The following is a 17,446-nucleotide window of genomic DNA, read 5'->3' on the forward strand; positions in this document are numbered from 1 at the left end:
CAGCTGTAAAACGCGTTGGAAACGTTACACGCGCGAGACGAACGGATTGCCCTTCTCGTAGAAGCGCAACAACCTTCGTGCCCAGTGCCCCGCGTAGTCGACGCCGATGCGCGGACGCTTCACGATCGCAATGCGCGATGCATTCGCCTCGCCGCGCACGAAGAGCTCCGTGCCCGTGAGGTCGAATCCGTTCTGCGTGCGATCGATGTCCATCGCCTTGCACAGGAGACCCGGACCCTGCGTACGAAGCTCGACGTTCGCCACGGGCTCGAGCGCGCGAAGCAACACCGCGGAGGCGTGACCTTCGGCCTGCGTCACGATGTTCATGCAGCTATGCATGCCGTAGATGAGATAGACATACGCGTGGCCGGGCGGGCCGAACATGATGCGCGTTCGATCGGTGAGCCCCTTCGACGAATGGGCCGCGAGGTCGTGCGGGCCCAGGTAGGCCTCGACCTCGACGATGCGCCCGACACGCTCCACGCCGCCCACGCGGTGGACGAGGTGCTTGCCGAGCAGGTCTTGGGCCACTTCGACCGTATCTCGGTCGTAGAACGCCCTGGGGAGTTTCCTCATGAATGGAAAGGATATTACGGCGTCCGGCACAAGCGGTTCTACTGTAGGAAACGTCCGACATTTTCATTCGTAACGCAGGCGACCGGACAGGGGGTCGGCAAGGTAGGATTCGGGCCGTGAAGATCAAGGTTCTCGTGGTCGACGATTCGGCCGTCATTCGCAGCATCCTTTCGGCCATCATCGACGAGCAGCCCGACATGATGGTCGTCGGTGCAGCCCCCGATCCGCTCGTGGCGAAAGACCTCATCGCGAAGGTCAACCCGGACGTGCTCACGCTCGACATCGAGATGCCGCACATGAACGGGCTCGCCTTCCTGAAGCGCCTCATGGCGGTGCGCCCGATGCCCGTCGTGATGCTCTCGTCGTTCACGCAGCAGGGTTCCGACGTGGCCTTCCAGGCGCTGCAGCTCGGAGCGGTCGACTTCGTCGGCAAGCCCACGCTGGGCGCGCCGGTCGACGACAAGTACTCGAAGTCGATCATCGAGGCGATCCGCGGCGCCCACGAAGCGCGCCACAACCTCCAGGCCAACTCCACCAACAAGAACGACGCCCGCGCCGTGCTTCCCAACCTGGGCAAGCGCGCGATGACGCTGCAGCAGGTCGTCGTGATCGGCGCGGCCACCGGCGGCGCCGAGGCCGTGCGCGAGATCCTCACGCAGATGCCCGACGATGCCCCGCCCGTGGTGCTGGCCCTCCAGCTCCCGCCCGGCATCTCGCGCCACTTCGTGAAGCGCCTGCAGGGCGAATGCAAGATGACGATCCGCGAGGCGGCCGACGGCGAGCCGCTGCTCCCGGGCAACGTGTACGTCGCGCCGAGCGGCTCGACGGTCACGGTGGAAAGGTACGAATCGCGTGGCTACGGCTCGCGTGTCGTCGACGTGAACCTCGACGGCCACCCCGTGGACGCCCTCTTCCACTCCGCGGCCATCGCGGCCGGCTCCAACGGCTGCGGCGTGATCCTGACCGGGATGGGCAACGACGGCGCTGCCGGCCTGCGCGAGATGCACCTGGCCGACGGCCACACGATCGCGCAGGACGAAGCCACCTCGCTCGTCTACGGAATGCCGCGCGCGGCGCTCGAGGCCGAGGCCGTCGCGGTCGAAGCGCCGCTCGACAAGATCGCCCAGCACATCCTGAGCTGGGCTTCCTGGGCCGAGGTCTAGTTCGGCCGCGGGCTGTTGCAATACACTCGCGGGATGAAAACGATAACCCGCGCTCTCGCTCTCACCGCCACCCTCCTCGCCGCATCGGCGTTTGCCCAGGACTGGCCCACCAAACCGATTCGCCTGATCGTCCCGTTCGCCCCCAGCGGCGTCGCGGACACGAGCGCGCGCACCATCGCCGAAGCGCTGTCGCAGCGCCTGGGACAGCCCGTGGTCGTGGAGAACAAGCCAGGCGCCAGCGGCAACATCGGCACGGACCAGGTCGCGCGCTCAGCCCCCGATGGCTACACCCTGGTGCTCGGCTTCGACGGCACGATGGTGATCAACCCGCACGTCTTCAAGGACATGCCCTTCGACACGCTGCGCGACTTCGCCGCCGTCACCAAGCTCGGCGATGCCGGCCTGCTGCTCGTGGCCCATCCCTCGCTCGGCGTGAAGAGCCTCGCGGAGTTCCTCACGCTCGCGAAGACCAAGCCCGGCCCGTATCCGTACGGCACCTCGGGCACCGGTGGCACGCCGCACCTCGCGGGCGAGCTTCTCAAGCAGCGCACCGGCGTCGCGCTGGAGCACATCCCGTACAAGGGCGGCGGCCAGGCGATGACCGACGTGCTGGGCGGGCAGATTCCGCTCGTGTTTACCGCAATCGCCTCAGCGCAGCAGCACGTGAAGTCCGGCAAGGTGATCGGCCTGGGCGTTCCGAGCGCGAAGCGTTCGTCGTCGCTGCCGGACGTGCCGACCTTCATCGAAGCCGGGTTGGATGGCTTCGAGGCGGTGTCGTGGGTGGGCATCTTCGCGCCCGCGAAGACGCCGAAGGCAATCGTGGACAAGCTGCAGCGCGAGATCGCCGCCGCGTTGCAAACGCCAGCCGTTCGCGATCGCTATGCGGTGCTCGGCATCGACCCGGTGGGAAATACGCCGGAGCAGTTCACCGAGCAGGTTAAGAAAGATCTCGCGCGCTGGGGCGAGGTCGTGAAATCCGCGGGCATCAAGATCGAGTGATCTAGCCGCGCGGCACGATGGCGAGCGTGCACCGTGAGATGCACACCATCTTGCCCGCCTCGTCAGTGATCTTCACTTCCCACACATGCGTCGAGCGGCCCTTGTGGATCGGGGTCGCGACCGCGGTCACCATTCCGTCCTTCTTGGCGCGCAGGTGATTGGCGTTGATCTCGATGCCGACCGCATTCTGCGTGGCATCGCAATTCCTGAATGCGCCGATCGAGGCCACCGTCTCCGCGAGCGCCACCGAAGCCCCGCCATGCAGCAGCCCGAACGGCTGGTGCACCTTGGGTGCCACCGGCATGGTGGCGACCACGCGATCCTTCGTGGCCTCGGTCACCTCGATGTCGAGCGTCTTCAGCAGCGTCATGCGGTCGTCCGGGAAAAGTGAGCTCATGGCGTCCTGTCAGGGTGCAAAACGTTCACGGAAGGCTCTCTCGCCCGCCGCGGTGAATTGAACCACGCGCGTGCCGGGGACGCGCTTCGCCCAGCCCTTCGCGTAGCAGTGTTCGAGGACCGCGGCGCCCAGCACGCCGGCGAGGTGGTTGCGGCGGACACTCCAGTCCAGGCACGGGCGGCAGAGCGGACGCCTTCCACGAGCCGTCTCGAGATCGAGGCCCAGCGACTCGCAGAACTCCACGCCGCGGCGGGTGAGCTCGAGCTGGTCATCCATGCGGCGAACGAAGCGGCGCTTCTCGAAGCCGTCGAGCACCAGCACGCCCAGCTCGCCCGCGAGGTGGTCGTAGCAGACGCGGGCCTTCCTCAACGCGGGCTCGCGAGGTCCCGGCTTCAGGCGCGCGGCGCCGGTGCGTTGCGCAACACCGGTGAGTCGCTCGATGAGATCCGCCACGTCGGGATCGGCGAGCCGGAAGTAGCGGTGGCGGCCCTGGCTCTGCATCGCGAGCAGCTTCGCATCGAGGAGCTTCGCCAGATGCGCACTCACCGTCTGCTTGGTGATGCCCGCGACTTCGGAGAGCTCGGTCGCCGTGAGCGCCTGGCCGGCCATCAGTGCCATGAGGATGTCGGCGCGTGCACGGTCGCCGATCAACGCCGCGATGCCGGCAATGGGAGGTCCGTCCTTCATGGCTCCATGGTACGTCTTGCAACGAACCATCGACAACACTCCCGCGGTTACAGTCGGTTTCGACAATGCCGGAGAGCTGCATGGCCCTCACCGTCTTCATCCGCTACCAGATCGATCCCTTCCAGCGCGAGGTCTTCCGCGAATACGCGCAGGCGTGGCTTCGCATCATCCCGCGCTGTGGAGGGAATCTCCGCGGCTACTACCTTCCGTACGAAGGCACCAACGACATTGCGTGGGGCGTGATCGGCTTCGAGAGCCTCGCCGCGTACGAGACCTACCGAGCGCGCATCAAGTCCGATGCCGAGGGTCGCGCCAACTTCGCGATGGCCCAGTCGAAGCGATTCATCCTCCGGGAGGAAAGGACGTTTCTCGAAGACGTGGCGTAATGGCGGTTGACCCCGTGGCGCGAGTGCGCTCAGGATTGGGCAGCAGTCCACTCGGGGAGAAAAAGAAATGAAGCGTCCGGTCACGCGCCGCGATTTCGTCGCGGGCGCAGCAGCGGCATCCGCTCTTGCTTCCATTCCCACCGCCGTTCGCGCGGCGATGGGTCCCAACGACAAGTTCGACCTGCTGATCAAGGGCGGCGACGTCCTCGATCCCAGCCAGAGGCTGCGCGGCGTCCGGGATATCGGCATTCGATACGGGATGATCGAGGCGGTCGAAGCCGACATTCCCGTTGCACGCGCCCAGAAGGTGATCACCGCTACCGGACGCCTCGTGACGCCCGGATTGGTCGATCTACATGCGCACGTGTTCCCCTACGGCTCGGGCATCGGCATCCCTGCCGACGAGTTGGTACAACACCAGGCGAGCACGACGGCCGTCTCCGGCGGCGACGCCGGTGCCAACAACTTCGCGGCCTTCCGCCGCTTCGTGGTCGGCACCACGCGGTCGCGGCTCTTTGCGTTCGTGCACATCGCCAACATCGGCTTGACGGGCTTCCCGATCGCCGAGCTCTACAACATCGACTACGCGCGCACCGAAGACGCGGCGCGCACGCTCGCCGAGAACGCCGACATCGCGATCGGCATCAAGGTGCGGATGAGCGAGAACGTGGTCGCCAAGCACGGCACCGAGCCGCTGAAGCGCGCGATCGCCGCGTGCGTGATGTCGGGCGTGCCGGGCGCCAAGATCATGTGCCACATAGGCGGCGTCGAGAACGCGGGCCTGATGTCGGAAATCCTCGATTTGCTGAGGAAGGACGACATCCTCACGCACTGCTACTCGGGCGCGCCCAACCTGCAGAACCAGTTCACCAACATCGTGCAGGACGGCAAGCTGCTGCCCGCGGCCCTCGCGGCCAAGCGGCGCGGCGTGCTGTTCGACATCGGCCACGGTGGCGGCAGCTTCGACTACACGGTGGCCGAAGCCGCCATCGCGCAGGGCGCGGGTCCGGACACGATCTCGTCGGACATCCACGTGTTCTCGGGCAACACGCCGGGCATGCCGTATCTCACGTGGGTGATGAGCAAGTTCCTCAACATGGGCTTCTCGCTCGAGGACGTGGTGCGCATGGCCACGATCACCCCCGCGCGCGCGATCAACCGCGTCGCGAAGCTGGGCACGCTGCAAGTGGGCGCGCCCGCCGACGTCTCGATGCTGGAAGTGGTCGAGGGTCCGGTGGAATTCGTGGACACGAGGAATAACAAGCGCGCCGGCAAGGTTCACCTTCGCCCGGTGCAGACCGTTGCCGGTGGTATCGCCTATGGGAGACCCTACAATGCGCCGTTCAGCGTCCGCTAGCCTCGCACTCGCCGTTTCGCTCGCCCTCGCCGCCCCCGCGGCACTGGCCCAGCTCGCCATCTCGTCCAACGACGGCAAGGTGACGCTCGTGAATGGCGCTGCCGCCATGCCCGAGAAGATCGTTCCCGACACCATCGCCATCCTCGACCTCGGAGCCGGCGGAAAGGTCGTCGCGGAGATCGAGGTGCCGGGCAGCTTCATGGGCCCGCCTTCCAACGTGGCGATCTCGCCCGACGGCAAGGTGGCGCTCGTGACGAGCGCGTACAAGATCAGCCCCGCCAACCCGAAGACCTGGGTGCCCGACAATCGGCTCTCGGTGATCGATCTATCGGTATCGCCGCCGAAGGTCGTGAGCACCATCGAATGCGGTGCGGCACCCTCGGGGGTCTCGTTCAACAAGGCCGGCACGCTGGCGCTCGTGGCCAACCGCAGCGACGGCACGGTCTCCGTCCTCAAGGTGAATGGCTCGTTTGTCACGCGTATCGGCACGGTGACGGTCGGCGCGGCGACGTCAGGGCCCAGCCACGTGGCCTTCACGCCCGACGGCAGGACGGCGCTCGTGACGAAGGACGGCACCGAGAACGCCGTGTCCGTGCTCGCGATCGACGGCGAGACGGTGACGTACAACAAGCGTGACCTCTTCCCCGGCGTACGCCCTTACGGCCTCGTGATCACGCCCGACGGCAGGACCGCGGTGGTCGGCCTGGTGGGCCGCGGCGTGGGCGACAACGATGCCATCGCGTCGATCGACCTCACCGGCAAGTGGCCGCGTGTGGCCGAGCATCTCACCGTGGGCCAGTCACCGGAGGCCGTCTCGATGTCCGCCGACGGGAAGTGGGTCGCGGTCTCGGTCATCAACGGCAGCAACAAGGTCAAGGACTGGCCGTGGTACGCGGAGAAAGGCAAGGCGGTGCTGGTGCGCGTCGACGGCACCAAGCTCACGAAAGTCTCCGAAGCACCGGTGGGCGCCTGGGTGCAGGGCTCGGGCTTCAGCGGGGATGGGCGCAAGCTCTACGTGCAGAACATCCTCGAGAATCGCCTGCAGGTCCTCGACATCGACGCGAACGGGCAGATGCGCGACGGCGGCAGCGTCCCGCTGAAGGCGAGCCCGGTCGGGATGCGGGTGCACGGAGCGCCGTAACAGGCGGTTACGCGGGCGGCGGGCGGGGCGTCTATGCTTTCCCGCATGACATCGATCCCCAAGGGCTCCGCCGCCGCCCTCCTGCTTCTGGCCCTCGCCGGGTGTGGGGGCGGCAGCGGCCCGGAAAACAGCGTCACGGTCATCCCGCCGCCCGGCGGGCAGACCTTCAACTACACGGACCCGAATGCGTACACCGGGTCTCCCAACGCATCCCTTTCCACGCCGAACGAGAACACGTCGGTCACGCAGGGCTCGGTGACCGTCGGCGGCCAGGCGATTGCGTACACCGCCACCGCGGGCCACCTGACAGCGCGCCACCTGGGCACCGATGCCGCGGACGCGTCGATGTTCTACGTGGCCTACACCGCCAACGGACGCGATCCGGCCACGCGCCCCGTGACGTTCTTCTACAACGGCGGTCCGGGCTCGGCGACCGTGTGGCTCCACATGGGCTCGTACGGGCCGAAGCGGCTCGATGTCCAGGCACCGTCGCAGGACATTCCGACGCCCTTCGCGCTGGTGGAGAACGCCGAGTCGATGCTCGACGTGAGCGACCTCGTGTTCGTCGATGCCGTGGGCGCGGGCTACTCGCAGGCGATCTCGCCCAACCGCAACCAGACGTTCTACGGCGTCGATGCGGATGCCGGCGTGTTCCGCAACTTCATCCGCCGCTACGTGACCGTGAACGGCCGTACGGCTTCGCCCAAGTTCCTGTTCGGCGAGTCCTATGGCACCACGCGCAGCGCGGTGCTCGTGCGCGCGCTGGAGACGGCCGGCGTGCGGATGAGCGGCGTGGTGCTGCTCTCCTCGGTGCTCAACTACAACACCAACTGCGGGCTGGGCTTCACCGTGCAGATCAGCTGCGTGGGGTACTTCCCGAGCTATGGCGCGATCGGCGCGTGGCACCAGAAGACCAACCCGGCGGTGCCCGTGGCAGGCCTGCCTGTATTCGCGCAGCAGCTCCGCGATCTCGCGAACAACGTGTACCAGCCCGCGGTGACGACGTACATCGCGAGCCACGCGGTGCCCGATCCCGCGACGCTGCAGACCTTCACCAACGCGACGGGCATCCCGGTCGCCGAATGGCAGGCCAACCTCAACGTGCCGCCCGACACCTACCGGATCCGCCTGCTGCCCGGCTTCGTGCTCGGCCGGTACGACGCGCGCATGAGCGTGTTCGGCGCGAGCCCGAACATCGACATCTCGAACACGTTCATCTCGACCTCGTTCGACGTGGGCCTGCGCGGCTACCTCACCGATACGCTCCGGTTCACGACGCCATCGATCTACACGTTCTCCTCGCCCGCCATCAACACGTGGGACTTCTCGCACGACGGTAACAGCCTGCCCGACGTCGTGCCCGACCTCCTCGCCGCGCTCACGCTGAACCCGCGGCTGCAGGTGCTGGCGGTGAGCGGCTATCACGACCTCGCCACCCCCTGGTTCCAGACCGAGCGCGATATCGCGCGCCTGGGCGGGCATCCCAACGTGCGCGTCCGAAACTATCCGGGCGGGCACATGATCTACCTCGACAACGCCTCGCGCATCGCGCAGAAGGCGGACCTCGCCGAGTTCTACCGGACCGCGACGCAACCATGAGCCGAATCCTCTTCGCCTTCCTGCTTGCCACCACCTTCGGCGCGAGCGCCCAGCAGACCTGGAGCGACCCGTACGTGCCGCCGCACATCAAGCGCTCGCCCGACTATGTCGAGACGAGCGGCCCGGCGCTGAAGGCGCAGGTGGAGCGCAAGCTTCGCGACCAGTTCGAGTCCGCCGACCTCGCGAAATCCGGGACGCTCACTCAGGCGCAGGCTCGCGCGGCGGGGCTGGTGTACATCGCGGACAACTTCCAGGCCATCGACAAGCGCGGGGCCGGCGTGGTGCGCTTCGAGGATGTGAAGACCTTCCTCGGTCTCTGACTTCCCAGGGCAGCAAGTCGCGAGGGTGCGGGCGCCGGTTTTTAAGAGGGAGGATGGGGAGGAAAGGCAGAGGAAGGAGAGGAAAGCAAAATCGGGGCAGGTCGGCCGTCGTGCCGTGACCGGGTAACTATGTCGATCTCACAGCCCTATTTTGCTTTCCTCTCCTTCCTCCGCCTTTCCTCCCCATCCTCGCTTTTCCTAGTCCGGTGTCTGATCGACGGAAGCGCCCATCTCGTCGAGCTAGACTATCGCCATGCGCCCCGCCCTCCTTCTCGCCCTCGTCCTGGTCGTTCCTTTTCCCGCATTCGCCGCCTATGACGTTGCGGCCTGGGAGGAAGATTTCACGACCTTGGGCCTGCAGGCCGAAGCGTTCTCGAAGTGCGAGGGGCGCATGACCGAGAAGCCGCGCTTCAAGGGCTGCCTGCAGATGTGGGACGACGCGAAGAAGCGCGTGGTGCGGATGGAAAAGTTCGCGAAGGCCACGCCCGATCCCTTCCGCACCGTGCGGATGAAGGAGCAGGAGGAGAAGCTCGGCACCGCGACCGCCTTCCTGGCGCCCGAGGTGAGAGCGCTGCCCAAGGCGACCTACTCGAAGCTCATGGCCAACGACAAGCAACTCGCGACGTTGAAGCCGGAGATCGAGGCGCTGCGCAAGCCCGCCCCGAAGAAACCCCTCAGCTGAAGGCTTCGACGTACTCGCGCGCCAGGCGTGCGAGCGTGGTCTTGAGCGCGGCCGGCGCCTTCACCTTGAAGCGGAACGGCAGGCGCATCAGCTCGCGCGCATACCACTCGAGGTCGTCCGCGGAGCCCACGAGGCGCACGCCTTCCTTGCACGGCTCGCACAGGCCCATCACGTGGAAGACCTCGCGCTTGGCGCATTCCATGTCCGTGAAGAGCAGGAGCTCGGTGGGCGTGCCGCGCGGCAGCGTTGCCAGCGCCTTGTTGAGGTACTCGCCGGCATCGAAGCCGTCCGGCCGCGTGAAGTCTCGCTCCGTGGCATCCGCATGCGCGACGCGGTCCAGCCGCAGGGTGCGCAGGCCGAAGCGAAGCAGGCAGAAGCCGATCACGTACCAGCGCCCTGAGCGGAATACCAGGCCGTAGACGTTGAAGTCGCGGGAGGTGAGCGTGCCGTCCGCCGCGCGGTAGCGAAGCGTTGCGGTGCGGCGGGCCTGCGCGGACTCCGACAGCACGCGAAGCAGCCTCGCATCCGCCGTGGCGCGGATGCCGCCCGTCTGCAGCGCGACACTCTCCCGCAGCGCTGCGATGGTCTTCTTGGGCGCCGAGGGCAGCACGCGGTCGAGCTTGGCCTGCACGCTCTCGATCGCGGGTGATGTATCGGCGAGGCCCAGGCCGCGCGCGGCGATGAGCCCCAGCGAGAGGGCCTGGGCCTCCTCGTCGGTGAACATCATCGGCGGGAGCTTGAAGCCCGGCACGAGCTTGTAGCCCCCGTACCGGCCCTGCTCGGTGGTGATGGGGATGCCCATCTCCTCAAGCGTGGCGATGTAGCGCCGGAGCGTGCGGCGGTCGACGCCGACACGATCGGCCAGCTCCGCCCCGCCGACCTGGGCCTGGGACTGGAGCAGCTCGAGGACGGCAAGGACGCGGGTGGTCGGTCTGGACATACCGCCAATATATAGAGCAACTAGGGCTTGATGCGTCCTAGTTTAGCCGTAAGGTGCGTCCATGGAAACCGAACGCACCCCACCGGAGTTCCGCATGCGCCTCGAATCCCGATTGCTCTTCGCTGCCGCCCTGCTCGCGATCCTCATCGCCCTGATGGCGGGACATAACCGCGCCATTGCCCAGGATTTGCGCTGCGCTGCGCTGGCAGGTACTCCTTGAACCACGGAGGCACGGAGACACGGAGGGCCACGGAGGAATCCATGAATGAACGTGAAGGATTCCGGCAGTAGTGATGGGCGGCCGCTCGTAACGGCAATCCCTTGAAGGGTTTCTCCGTGGCCCTCCGTGTCTCCGTGCCTCCGTGGTTCAAGGAGCACCTGCCAGCGCAGCGTCAGGACGTCAGGCCTTGTCGCCCTTGAGCTGCTTGACCAGGAAAGCCTTCATCTCTGCAGCCAGCTTGGGGGAGATCTCCCCCAGCACGCTGCGCCGATGCTCGGGTATGTGCGCCACGCTCTCTTCATCGGCGTCGAAGATGTAGTGGTCGAACAGCGCCCGCCAGGCGCCGCGCTGGTCGGGAGGCAATTGCTTGAGGGAAAGGAGTGCCAGCAGCAGCACGTTCAACGCGGAGTTGGATCTATCCGTCCCACCCGCCGCGGCGCACCACCAGTAGTTCACGAGGATGTTGTACTTGGCGAGCGACTCCACGTGGTGCCACCACAGCGGCGGGATGTAGATCGCGTCACCCGGCTCGAGGTCGGCCACGAGCGAGGCGGCCTGCGCCTCGCGGAAGCGCGGGAATTTCTCGAAGTCGGGATCGCGGAAGGACACGAGGCTGATGGGCGTTCCCGTCGGCGCGTAGTCGAGGGGCCCGATGTACAGGTTGGCTACTTGCTCGGGCGGCAGCAGCGTGAAGCGGCGCTTGCCCGCCACCACGCAGGCGATGTTGCTCGACTCGTCGAAGTGCGCCGGCGTCACCACGGCGTTGCCGAGCCAGATGCGCGGCACGACGTCCTCGTCCACGATCGCGAGCCGGTTCTCTTCGGCGAAGCCCGGCAGGCACTCGGGAATGGAGGCGCTCTGCACCGCGACCGCGGGCCGGTTCTCGAACTTGGCGTAGCGCCCGAGCTGCTCGGCCACCTTCGAGACGGCGAGCTGGTCACGCGAATAGTTGAAGCCGCTCAGGTTCTCGTTGTAGAAGATCCGCCCGCGCGCGTGCGGCGGCATCATCAGTACGTCCACCTTGCGTCCGCTGTCGAAGCCGGCCAGGTAGGCGGTCATCGCGTCGCTGGATTCGAGGCCGCGCGCCACCGCCGGCCATTCGGCGACGAGCCCGCGCAGGACGGCCGGGCGGTACTGCGCGCGGATCTCGCTCTGGAACGTCCAGGCGTCGACGCCGTGGTATTCGGGGATGGGCTCGCTCAACGGGGCAGCAAGGCGTCCAGCTCGCCGGTCTTGAACATGTCGGCGGGCGCTTCGATGCGCATCGTCACCGGCCCGGTCTTTCCGCCGCGGGTGAGCGTCGCGGGCTTGCCGGCATAGGCCTGCTGGTCCTTGGCGACCTGCACGAACGAGCCGTCGAGCCCGCCCAGTGCCACGGCACCGCGGTTCACCTTCACGTACGTGCCCGGGTCCTCGCTGCCGGCGGCGAGCGGACGATGCACCACGTCGAGGTCGGTGCCGCGCAGGCCCAGCGTCGCGGCCGAGGTCACGAAGGCGATCGAGTCCGGGCGCTCGGAGCCCAGCGACCCCGAGACGTAGCGGAAGGCGCCCACCAGCAGCTCGAATACCTGCCCCACCGCGCCGGGCTCGCCCTGGGTCTGCAGCTTCCTCACCTCGATCGTCGTGTCTTCGCGCAGCAGCAGGTTGGCACCGTCGTCCATCTTGAGCAGCGCCGTGGAGCGGCCGGGCGTGGTGAGGACGTCACGCTCGGCGATGCGCGATCCCACGCGCAGCGTCGTGGTCTCGCCCGCGCGGTTCGCGTGTAGCGCGCCCTTCACCTGTTGCACGACGCCGCCGCCACCCTTCTGTGCCTTCTGCTCGGGCGCCGGTTCCGCACCCGCCTCGAGCGAGACGATCACCACCCGGCGGTTCTCGGCCGCGCGCGGGTTCACCTCGTTCGCCGGTACGGTGGCGCCCAGGCCGACACGGTTCATGCGCAGCGCCTCGATGCCCGTGGAGGAAGAGAGGAACTTCGCGACCGTCGCCGCGCGCCGCTCGGAGAGGTTCTGGTTGCGCTGCGGGTCGCCGGAGGAATCGGTGTGGCCTTCGATTCGATAGCGAAGCTGCGCGAGGTTGGGGCTGCGCATCGCCGTGGCGAGGCGCGTGAGGAGATCGCGTCCCTCGTTGGTGAGCGAGGCCGACGCATAGTCGAACTGCACGGAGAGCTGCAGCCGCCCCTCGCGCACCTGCGGCGCGGGCTTCATGCCACGGGAAAGGCCGCGCGTGAGCGGCGTGGTGGGCTTCGGCGCGAGGGCGTCGATCATTTCCTCGACGCTCGGCTCGTCCGCGAGCACGGCGAACGATGCCGCCAGCAGCACGGCCGACAGCGCGTGCACCAACATCCGCTTCATGAGAGCCCCTTCGCGATGGAACGACGACGGGGAAAGTATACGGGGCCGGCGTGCGGCCTTAGGCGATGCCGGCGCCGCAGCCCGTGGATGCGGGCTGCGCGCCCGTCGCGGCGAAGGCGTGGTCCGTCCGGCGCGTCACCTCCGCGACCGACTTCACCATCGCCAGCCACTCGGCGGCGCAACGGATCGCCCACGTGGCGGAGCCGCTGCGCAGGCTGCGCGAGATGTCCTCGATGTCGCGGCGGGCGAAGCCCCGCGCGACCCGCAGGTCGCCTTCCAGCGCCTGCATCGAGGCCGGGCCGACGTGGGCCGCGATGCGCCGTGCCACGTCCGGGCCGAGCGCCGAGGCCAGCAGCTCCTCCGCCTCGCCCCCTTCGTCGGTACCGGACATCAGGGGCCAGTGGAACTCGCGCACGATCAGCTCGCTGCACAGCAGCGCCGCGAGCGTGTTGCCGCGGCAGATGCTGAAAAAGCGCCCGGTCTCGTCCAGCTCATCGTGTCCTGCACCGCGCGGGGCGACGAAACCGCGATCGTCCCAGGCGACCATCAGTGCGCACAGACCGGCGCGGAACGCGGGCGTGGGCGGCATGCCCGCATAGACGGCGGCCAGCAGCAGCTCGGCCAGGCGCTCGGGGTCGCCCGTGAAGAGGGTCCAGGTGACCGCGGCGTCCAGGACATCCCACACATCCCGCGGCAGGGGCTTGGCGGGCAACGGATCGCGGCCGAAGTCGGTCACGCAGTAGAGCGACCGGGCGTAGGCGCCCAGGTCCGCGGCCTCGGTCATGGGCGCGAAGGGCTTCCGCAGCAGCAGGCTCGTGTCCGGGATGCGAACGTCGTCGCCGGCGCCCGAATGGCGGGCGCTCCAGCGGGCCTCCAGGACCTCGTGGGGGCGGCGTTCGGCGGACTCGCGGAAGCTCGTATCCCAGGCCGCCAGCGGCAGCACGTCGAAGCGGGGATCGCCCCGCCCCAGCTCGTTCAGCAGCGTGGTGGCCATCGCCAGGCAGGGCACGAGGCCGGGCCGCCACACGAGGCTCGCCACCATCGCGTCGGAGCGCAGGCGAGCATCGGCCACGTCCAGCAGGCCGTCCACCCCCTCCTCGCCCTCCAGGTGGCCGTTTCGCGAGAGCTTGGCGCAGAGCAGCACGGTGTCGCACGCCGCCCGGTCCGCCCGCGAATCGCCCACGGGGGCCGTGCGGATGTGCTCAGCATGCGTGCGCAGCAAGCGCAGCACACGGCGCAACCGGTGGGCCAGGAACTCGGGCGAGACGAGGTCGGCGTTCTCCATCTCCGCAGTGTCGCCAGATGCCGACGCGCGCGATGCAGAATTTTCGACATATGCGAAGCGACCTAAATGATTCACAAGGGCTTTTGTACAATCCCCCCTCGGCCACCCCACCTGGAGAAAAAGCCTTGATTCGCTCGCTCGCCCTAGCTGCCCTCGCCCTCGCCTTCACCCTCGACGCGGGCGCCAAGCCCACCCTGGAGCAGGTCGGGGAATTCACCATCAAGGAGGCCAACCAGGCGGTCGGCGTCGACGACAAGTACTTCTACGCCGTGGACAACCAGGTGATCGGCAAGTACGAGAAGGCCACCGGCAAGCTCGTGAAGCGCTACGAGGGGCCCAAGGCCGGCCCGATCCTGCACCTGGACAGCGCCATGCTGAAGGACGGGAAGATCTACGCGGCCCATTCCAACTATCCCGAATGGCCGATGACGAGCTCGCTCGAGATCTTCGACGCCAACACGATGGAGCACATCGGCACGCACAGCTTCGGCATCCAGTGGGGCTCGCTCACCTGGGTCGACTGGAGGGATGGCCACTGGTGGATGGGCTTCGCGAACTACGACCGCCTGCTCGGCCCCAACAAGACGCCCTACGGCAACAAGGCGAACACGTTGGTGGTGAAGCTCGATCCGCAGTTCAAGCTGGTCGAGTCGTACACGCTGCCCAAGGCGCTGCTCGACAAGTTCGAGGACATGAGCAACTCGGGCGGCTCGTTCGGCCCCGACGGCTTCCTCTACCTCTCGGGCCACGATCCCGCGGAGATCTACAAGGTTCGTCCGCCCAAGGCCGGCTCGGTGCTGGAAGTCGTGGAGATCCTGCCGATGAACATCCGCGGCCAGGGCATCGCCTGGGACCGCTCGCAGGCCGGCTCGATCTACGGGATCGTCCGCGCGACCAAGAAGGAGATCGACGCGGGCGGCGGCCACAAGGTGACCGTCTTCAAGCTGGTGGACAAACCCTGAACGCCGTCATCCCCGCGTAGGCGGGGACCCAGCCTCATCCAAAGAGAGCCTCGCGCCGCGCGAGGCTCTCCGCGGGCCACTCCTCGGCGCTCCGGTAGTACTCCGGGACCGCACGGGCGCCGGGCGGGATCACGACCCAGGGCTGCTTCGAGGCCGTGAAGATGTGGATGTCGGGCGGCAGGCGGTCGGGCTCGTCCAGCGTGCCCACCTTCACGAAGGCCGCCTTCAGTCCTCCGCCTCCGTAGTGGCTCCACACGGCCACGCGGCAGGCCGGGCAGCGCACGATCTTCTGGCCCTTGCCGCTGTTGGACGGCGTGTCCACCGTTTCCGGCTTCCCCGCCAGGAGCGTCACGCGGTCCGTCTCGATCAACGCATTCAACGCGAACGCCGCACCGCTTTCGCGCTGGCACCAGCGGCAATGGCAGCAGTGCACGAACATGGGGCGGCTTTCCATGCGGTAGCGCACTGCGCGGCAGGTGCAGCCGCCTTCGAAGGTCTCGCTCATTGGGCTCATGATCGCGCGGGTTTAGGACGAATTCCAGCCTCGATGATTGACAGCCCGCGCGCCGCCCCCAATGCTCGCGTCATGAGCCCTTTCCGCCTCGCTGTCGTGCTGCTGTCGATGCTGCCCGCACTCTGCGGCGCGGCGACTTTCCGCTACGCCTCCGCCTTCGAGCCCGGCTCGATGGACCCGCATGCCGTGGCCACCGTCTACAACACGCGCGTGCTCTCCCAGATCTACGACTCGCTCGTGGGACGCGACGAGAACTTCGAGCTGGAGCCGCAGCTCGCGCTCTCATGGACGGCGGTCCCCACCGGATGGCGCTTCAAGCTGCGCCCCGGGGTGAAGTTCCACGACGGCGCGCCCTTCACGGCCGACGACGTCGTCTTCTCCGTCGAGCGCGCGCTGGCGCCGAGCTCCGCGGTGAAATCGGCGCTGCCCAACGTGACCGGCGCGCGCAAGATCGACGCGCTCACCGTAGACATCGCCACCAACGGCCCCACGCCCGTTCTGCCCATGGCGCTCACCAACATGCGCATCGCGAACAAGGCGTGGATGGACAAGCACGGCGCCGCGAAGCCGCAGAACTTCTCCGCGAAGGAGGACACGTTCGTCTCGCGCAACGCCAACGGCACCGGCCCCTACATGCTGAAGTCGTGGGTGCCCGACTCGAAGACGATCCTCGTCGCGAACCCGTCGTACTGGGGCAAGCGCGGCAACGTGACCGAGGCGCAGTACCTCGTGCTGGGCTCGCCCGCCACGCGCATCGCCGGGCTCGTCTCGCGCGAGATCGACCTCGTGATCGACCCGGCCACGCAGGACATCGAGCGTCTCAAGGCGACGCCGCACGTGAAGATCGTGACGGGGCTCTCGCGCGCGACGCAGTTCCTCGGCTTCGACCAGGCGCGCGACAAGCTGCTCTACGCGGACGCGGGCCCGAAGAACCCGTTCAAGGACCGGCGCGTGCGCCTCGCGGTGCGCTACGGCATCGATCTCAACGCGATGCAGGAGAAGGTGATGCGCGGCCTGGCCCTCTCCGGCAGCGCGCTCTACACGCCGGCGGTCGCGGGCTACGACAAGCGCTTCGACAAGTTCTCGCCCTACGATCCCGCCAAGGCGCGCGAGCTGCTGAAGGAAGCGGGCTATCCCAACGGCTTCGGCGTCACCCTGCACTGCAGCAACGCCCCGCCCACCGACGGGATCTGCCAGGCGGTGACCGGCATGCTCGCGCGGATCGGCATCCGCGTGACCTATGCCCCGCTGCCCTTCAACAGCCTCGTGCCGAAGATCATGACCAAGGACGTGAGCTTCTACGCGCTCGGCTGGACGCCCTCCACCGACGCCGAGGGCGTGCTGGTGCCGATCGCGCACTCGCCCAACGCGCCGGGCAACGGCGAGTACAACGCCGGGGCGTACTCGAACGCGAAGGTCGACGCGCTCGTCGACAAGGCGCGCGTGGAGCTGGATCCCGCCAAGCGGCTGTCGATGCTGGTGGAGGCGATGGTGCTGGTGGACGAGGACGTGGGGTTCATCCCGATCCACTACCGGCGGGTCTTCTGGGCGGTGGGCGAGAAGGTGCAGATCAAGCCTCGGCCGAATGACCAGGTGGAGCTTCGCTTCGTGAATGTGAGGGAGTGACTTCGGAGGCACCGCCCGGGGACACCACTCGGGACCCCTTGAACCACGGAGGCACGGAGACACGGAGGGCCACGGAGGAATCCATGAATGAACTTGAAGGATTCCGGCAGTACTGATTGGCGGCCGCTCGCAACTGCAATCCCTTGAAGGGTATCTCCGTGGCTCTCCGTGTCTCCGTGCCTCCGTGGTTCAAGGGGTCCCAAGTTGCTTTAGTTATAAGCAGGGGGATTTGATTTAGGAT

At 67.4% G+C, this 17,446-nt stretch carries 19 protein-coding genes; 11 read left to right on the plus strand and 8 right to left on the minus strand.

The window, feature by feature from the left end; genetic code table 11:
- Positions 1 to 24: 24 nt before the first annotated feature.
- Positions 25 to 576 (minus strand): DNA-3-methyladenine glycosylase, encoded by a 552-nt coding sequence (locus DSM104443_RS12230; RefSeq protein ID WP_171092610.1) that lies wholly within the window; start codon positions 574 to 576, stop codon positions 25 to 27.
- A gap of 116 nt (positions 577 to 692) precedes the next feature.
- On the opposite strand from DSM104443_RS12230, the gene cheB reads away from it, so the two are divergent.
- Positions 693 to 1,739 (plus strand): chemotaxis-specific protein-glutamate methyltransferase CheB, encoded by a 1,047-nt coding sequence (cheB, locus tag DSM104443_RS12235; RefSeq protein WP_212756642.1) that lies wholly within the window; start codon positions 693 to 695, stop codon positions 1,737 to 1,739.
- Positions 1,740 to 1,772: 33 nt separating this feature from the next.
- Positions 1,773 to 2,738, plus strand: a complete 966-nt coding sequence (locus DSM104443_RS12240) for a Bug family tripartite tricarboxylate transporter substrate binding protein (RefSeq protein WP_171092612.1) — start codon at positions 1,773 to 1,775, stop codon at positions 2,736 to 2,738.
- Between the two features lies 1 nt (position 2,739).
- Here the strand turns inward: DSM104443_RS12240 and DSM104443_RS12245 are convergent, their stop codons facing one another.
- Positions 2,740 to 3,135 carry a hotdog fold thioesterase gene (locus DSM104443_RS12245; RefSeq protein ID WP_171092614.1) on the minus strand — a complete coding sequence of 132 codons (396 nt, stop codon included), beginning with the start codon at positions 3,133 to 3,135 and terminating at the stop codon, positions 2,740 to 2,742.
- A gap of 9 nt (positions 3,136 to 3,144) precedes the next feature.
- Entirely contained in the window at positions 3,145 to 3,822 is a 678-nt protein-coding gene (locus tag DSM104443_RS12250) for an ArsR/SmtB family transcription factor (protein ID WP_171092616.1), read from the minus strand.
- Between the two features lie 80 nt (positions 3,823 to 3,902).
- Here DSM104443_RS12250 and DSM104443_RS12255 point away from each other — a divergent pair, with 80 nt between their 5' ends.
- The 6 genes from DSM104443_RS12255 (at position 3,903) to DSM104443_RS12280 (ending at position 9,307) form a co-directional block, all read left to right on the plus strand.
- Complete coding sequence (locus tag DSM104443_RS12255) at positions 3,903 to 4,208, plus strand: NIPSNAP family protein (RefSeq protein WP_171092619.1); 306 nt, start codon at positions 3,903 to 3,905, stop codon at positions 4,206 to 4,208.
- Between the two features lie 67 nt (positions 4,209 to 4,275).
- The gene (locus DSM104443_RS12260; RefSeq protein ID WP_212756643.1) at positions 4,276 to 5,565 is read left to right on the plus strand and encodes an amidohydrolase family protein; all 1,290 of its coding nucleotides are present in this window, start codon (positions 4,276 to 4,278) and stop codon (positions 5,563 to 5,565) included.
- Positions 5,543 to 6,706, plus strand: a complete 1,164-nt coding sequence (locus DSM104443_RS12265; protein WP_171092621.1) for a lactonase family protein — start codon at positions 5,543 to 5,545, stop codon at positions 6,704 to 6,706. The genes DSM104443_RS12260 and DSM104443_RS12265 overlap by 23 nt, the downstream gene beginning before the upstream one ends.
- 45 nt (positions 6,707 to 6,751) lie before the next feature.
- Positions 6,752 to 8,305, plus strand: a complete 1,554-nt coding sequence (locus tag DSM104443_RS12270; RefSeq protein ID WP_171092623.1) for a S10 family peptidase — start codon at positions 6,752 to 6,754, stop codon at positions 8,303 to 8,305.
- Positions 8,302 to 8,625: an EF-hand domain-containing protein gene (locus tag DSM104443_RS12275; RefSeq protein ID WP_171092626.1), complete on the plus strand. Its 324-nt coding sequence runs from the start codon at positions 8,302 to 8,304 to the stop codon at positions 8,623 to 8,625. Before DSM104443_RS12270 ends, DSM104443_RS12275 begins: the two co-directional genes overlap by 4 nt.
- Before the next feature lie 253 nt (positions 8,626 to 8,878).
- The gene (locus DSM104443_RS12280) at positions 8,879 to 9,307 is read left to right on the plus strand and encodes a hypothetical protein (protein WP_171092628.1); all 429 of its coding nucleotides are present in this window, start codon (positions 8,879 to 8,881) and stop codon (positions 9,305 to 9,307) included.
- Here the strand turns inward: DSM104443_RS12280 and DSM104443_RS12285 are convergent.
- Positions 9,300 to 10,247 (minus strand): helix-turn-helix transcriptional regulator, encoded by a 948-nt coding sequence (locus DSM104443_RS12285; RefSeq protein ID WP_171092630.1) that lies wholly within the window; start codon positions 10,245 to 10,247, stop codon positions 9,300 to 9,302. The genes DSM104443_RS12280 and DSM104443_RS12285 overlap by 8 nt on opposite strands.
- A 61-nt stretch (positions 10,248 to 10,308) precedes the next feature.
- On the opposite strand from DSM104443_RS12285, the gene DSM104443_RS12290 reads away from it, so the two are divergent.
- Positions 10,309 to 10,467 (plus strand): hypothetical protein, encoded by a 159-nt coding sequence (locus DSM104443_RS12290; protein WP_171092632.1) that lies wholly within the window; start codon positions 10,309 to 10,311, stop codon positions 10,465 to 10,467.
- Positions 10,468 to 10,647: 180 nt separating this feature from the next.
- Here the strand turns inward: DSM104443_RS12290 and DSM104443_RS12295 are convergent, their stop codons facing one another.
- From DSM104443_RS12295 to DSM104443_RS12305, 3 genes are read right to left on the minus strand one after another with little or no spacing between them, the layout of a single operon-like run.
- The gene (locus DSM104443_RS12295; protein WP_212756644.1) at positions 10,648 to 11,670 is read right to left on the minus strand and encodes a cupin-like domain-containing protein; all 1,023 of its coding nucleotides are present in this window, start codon (positions 11,668 to 11,670) and stop codon (positions 10,648 to 10,650) included.
- Positions 11,667 to 12,818, minus strand: coding sequence for an OmpA family protein (locus tag DSM104443_RS12300; protein WP_171092634.1), 1,152 nt, complete (start codon positions 12,816 to 12,818; stop codon positions 11,667 to 11,669). The genes DSM104443_RS12295 and DSM104443_RS12300 overlap by 4 nt, the downstream gene beginning before the upstream one ends.
- A 58-nt stretch (positions 12,819 to 12,876) precedes the next feature.
- Positions 12,877 to 14,103 carry a DUF6895 family protein gene (locus tag DSM104443_RS12305; protein ID WP_171092636.1) on the minus strand — a complete coding sequence of 409 codons (1,227 nt, stop codon included), beginning with the start codon at positions 14,101 to 14,103 and terminating at the stop codon, positions 12,877 to 12,879.
- Positions 14,104 to 14,228: 125 nt separating this feature from the next.
- Between DSM104443_RS12305 and DSM104443_RS12310 the strand changes: the two genes are divergently transcribed.
- Positions 14,229 to 15,065 (plus strand): cycloisomerase, encoded by an 837-nt coding sequence (locus DSM104443_RS12310; protein WP_171092639.1) that lies wholly within the window; start codon positions 14,229 to 14,231, stop codon positions 15,063 to 15,065.
- A gap of 34 nt (positions 15,066 to 15,099) precedes the next feature.
- Here DSM104443_RS12310 and DSM104443_RS12315 read toward each other — a convergent pair whose 3' ends face one another.
- Positions 15,100 to 15,570: a GFA family protein gene (locus tag DSM104443_RS12315; protein WP_212756645.1), complete on the minus strand. Its 471-nt coding sequence runs from the start codon at positions 15,568 to 15,570 to the stop codon at positions 15,100 to 15,102.
- Between the two features lie 81 nt (positions 15,571 to 15,651).
- Between DSM104443_RS12315 and DSM104443_RS12320 the strand changes: the two genes are divergently transcribed.
- The gene (locus DSM104443_RS12320) at positions 15,652 to 17,205 is read left to right on the plus strand and encodes an ABC transporter substrate-binding protein (RefSeq protein ID WP_171092644.1); all 1,554 of its coding nucleotides are present in this window, start codon (positions 15,652 to 15,654) and stop codon (positions 17,203 to 17,205) included.
- The last annotated feature ends 241 nt before the right edge of the window (positions 17,206 to 17,446 follow it).

Source organism: Usitatibacter rugosus (genome assembly GCF_013003965.1).
In the GTDB taxonomy this organism is placed as follows: domain Bacteria; phylum Pseudomonadota; class Gammaproteobacteria; order Burkholderiales; family Usitatibacteraceae; genus Usitatibacter; species Usitatibacter rugosus.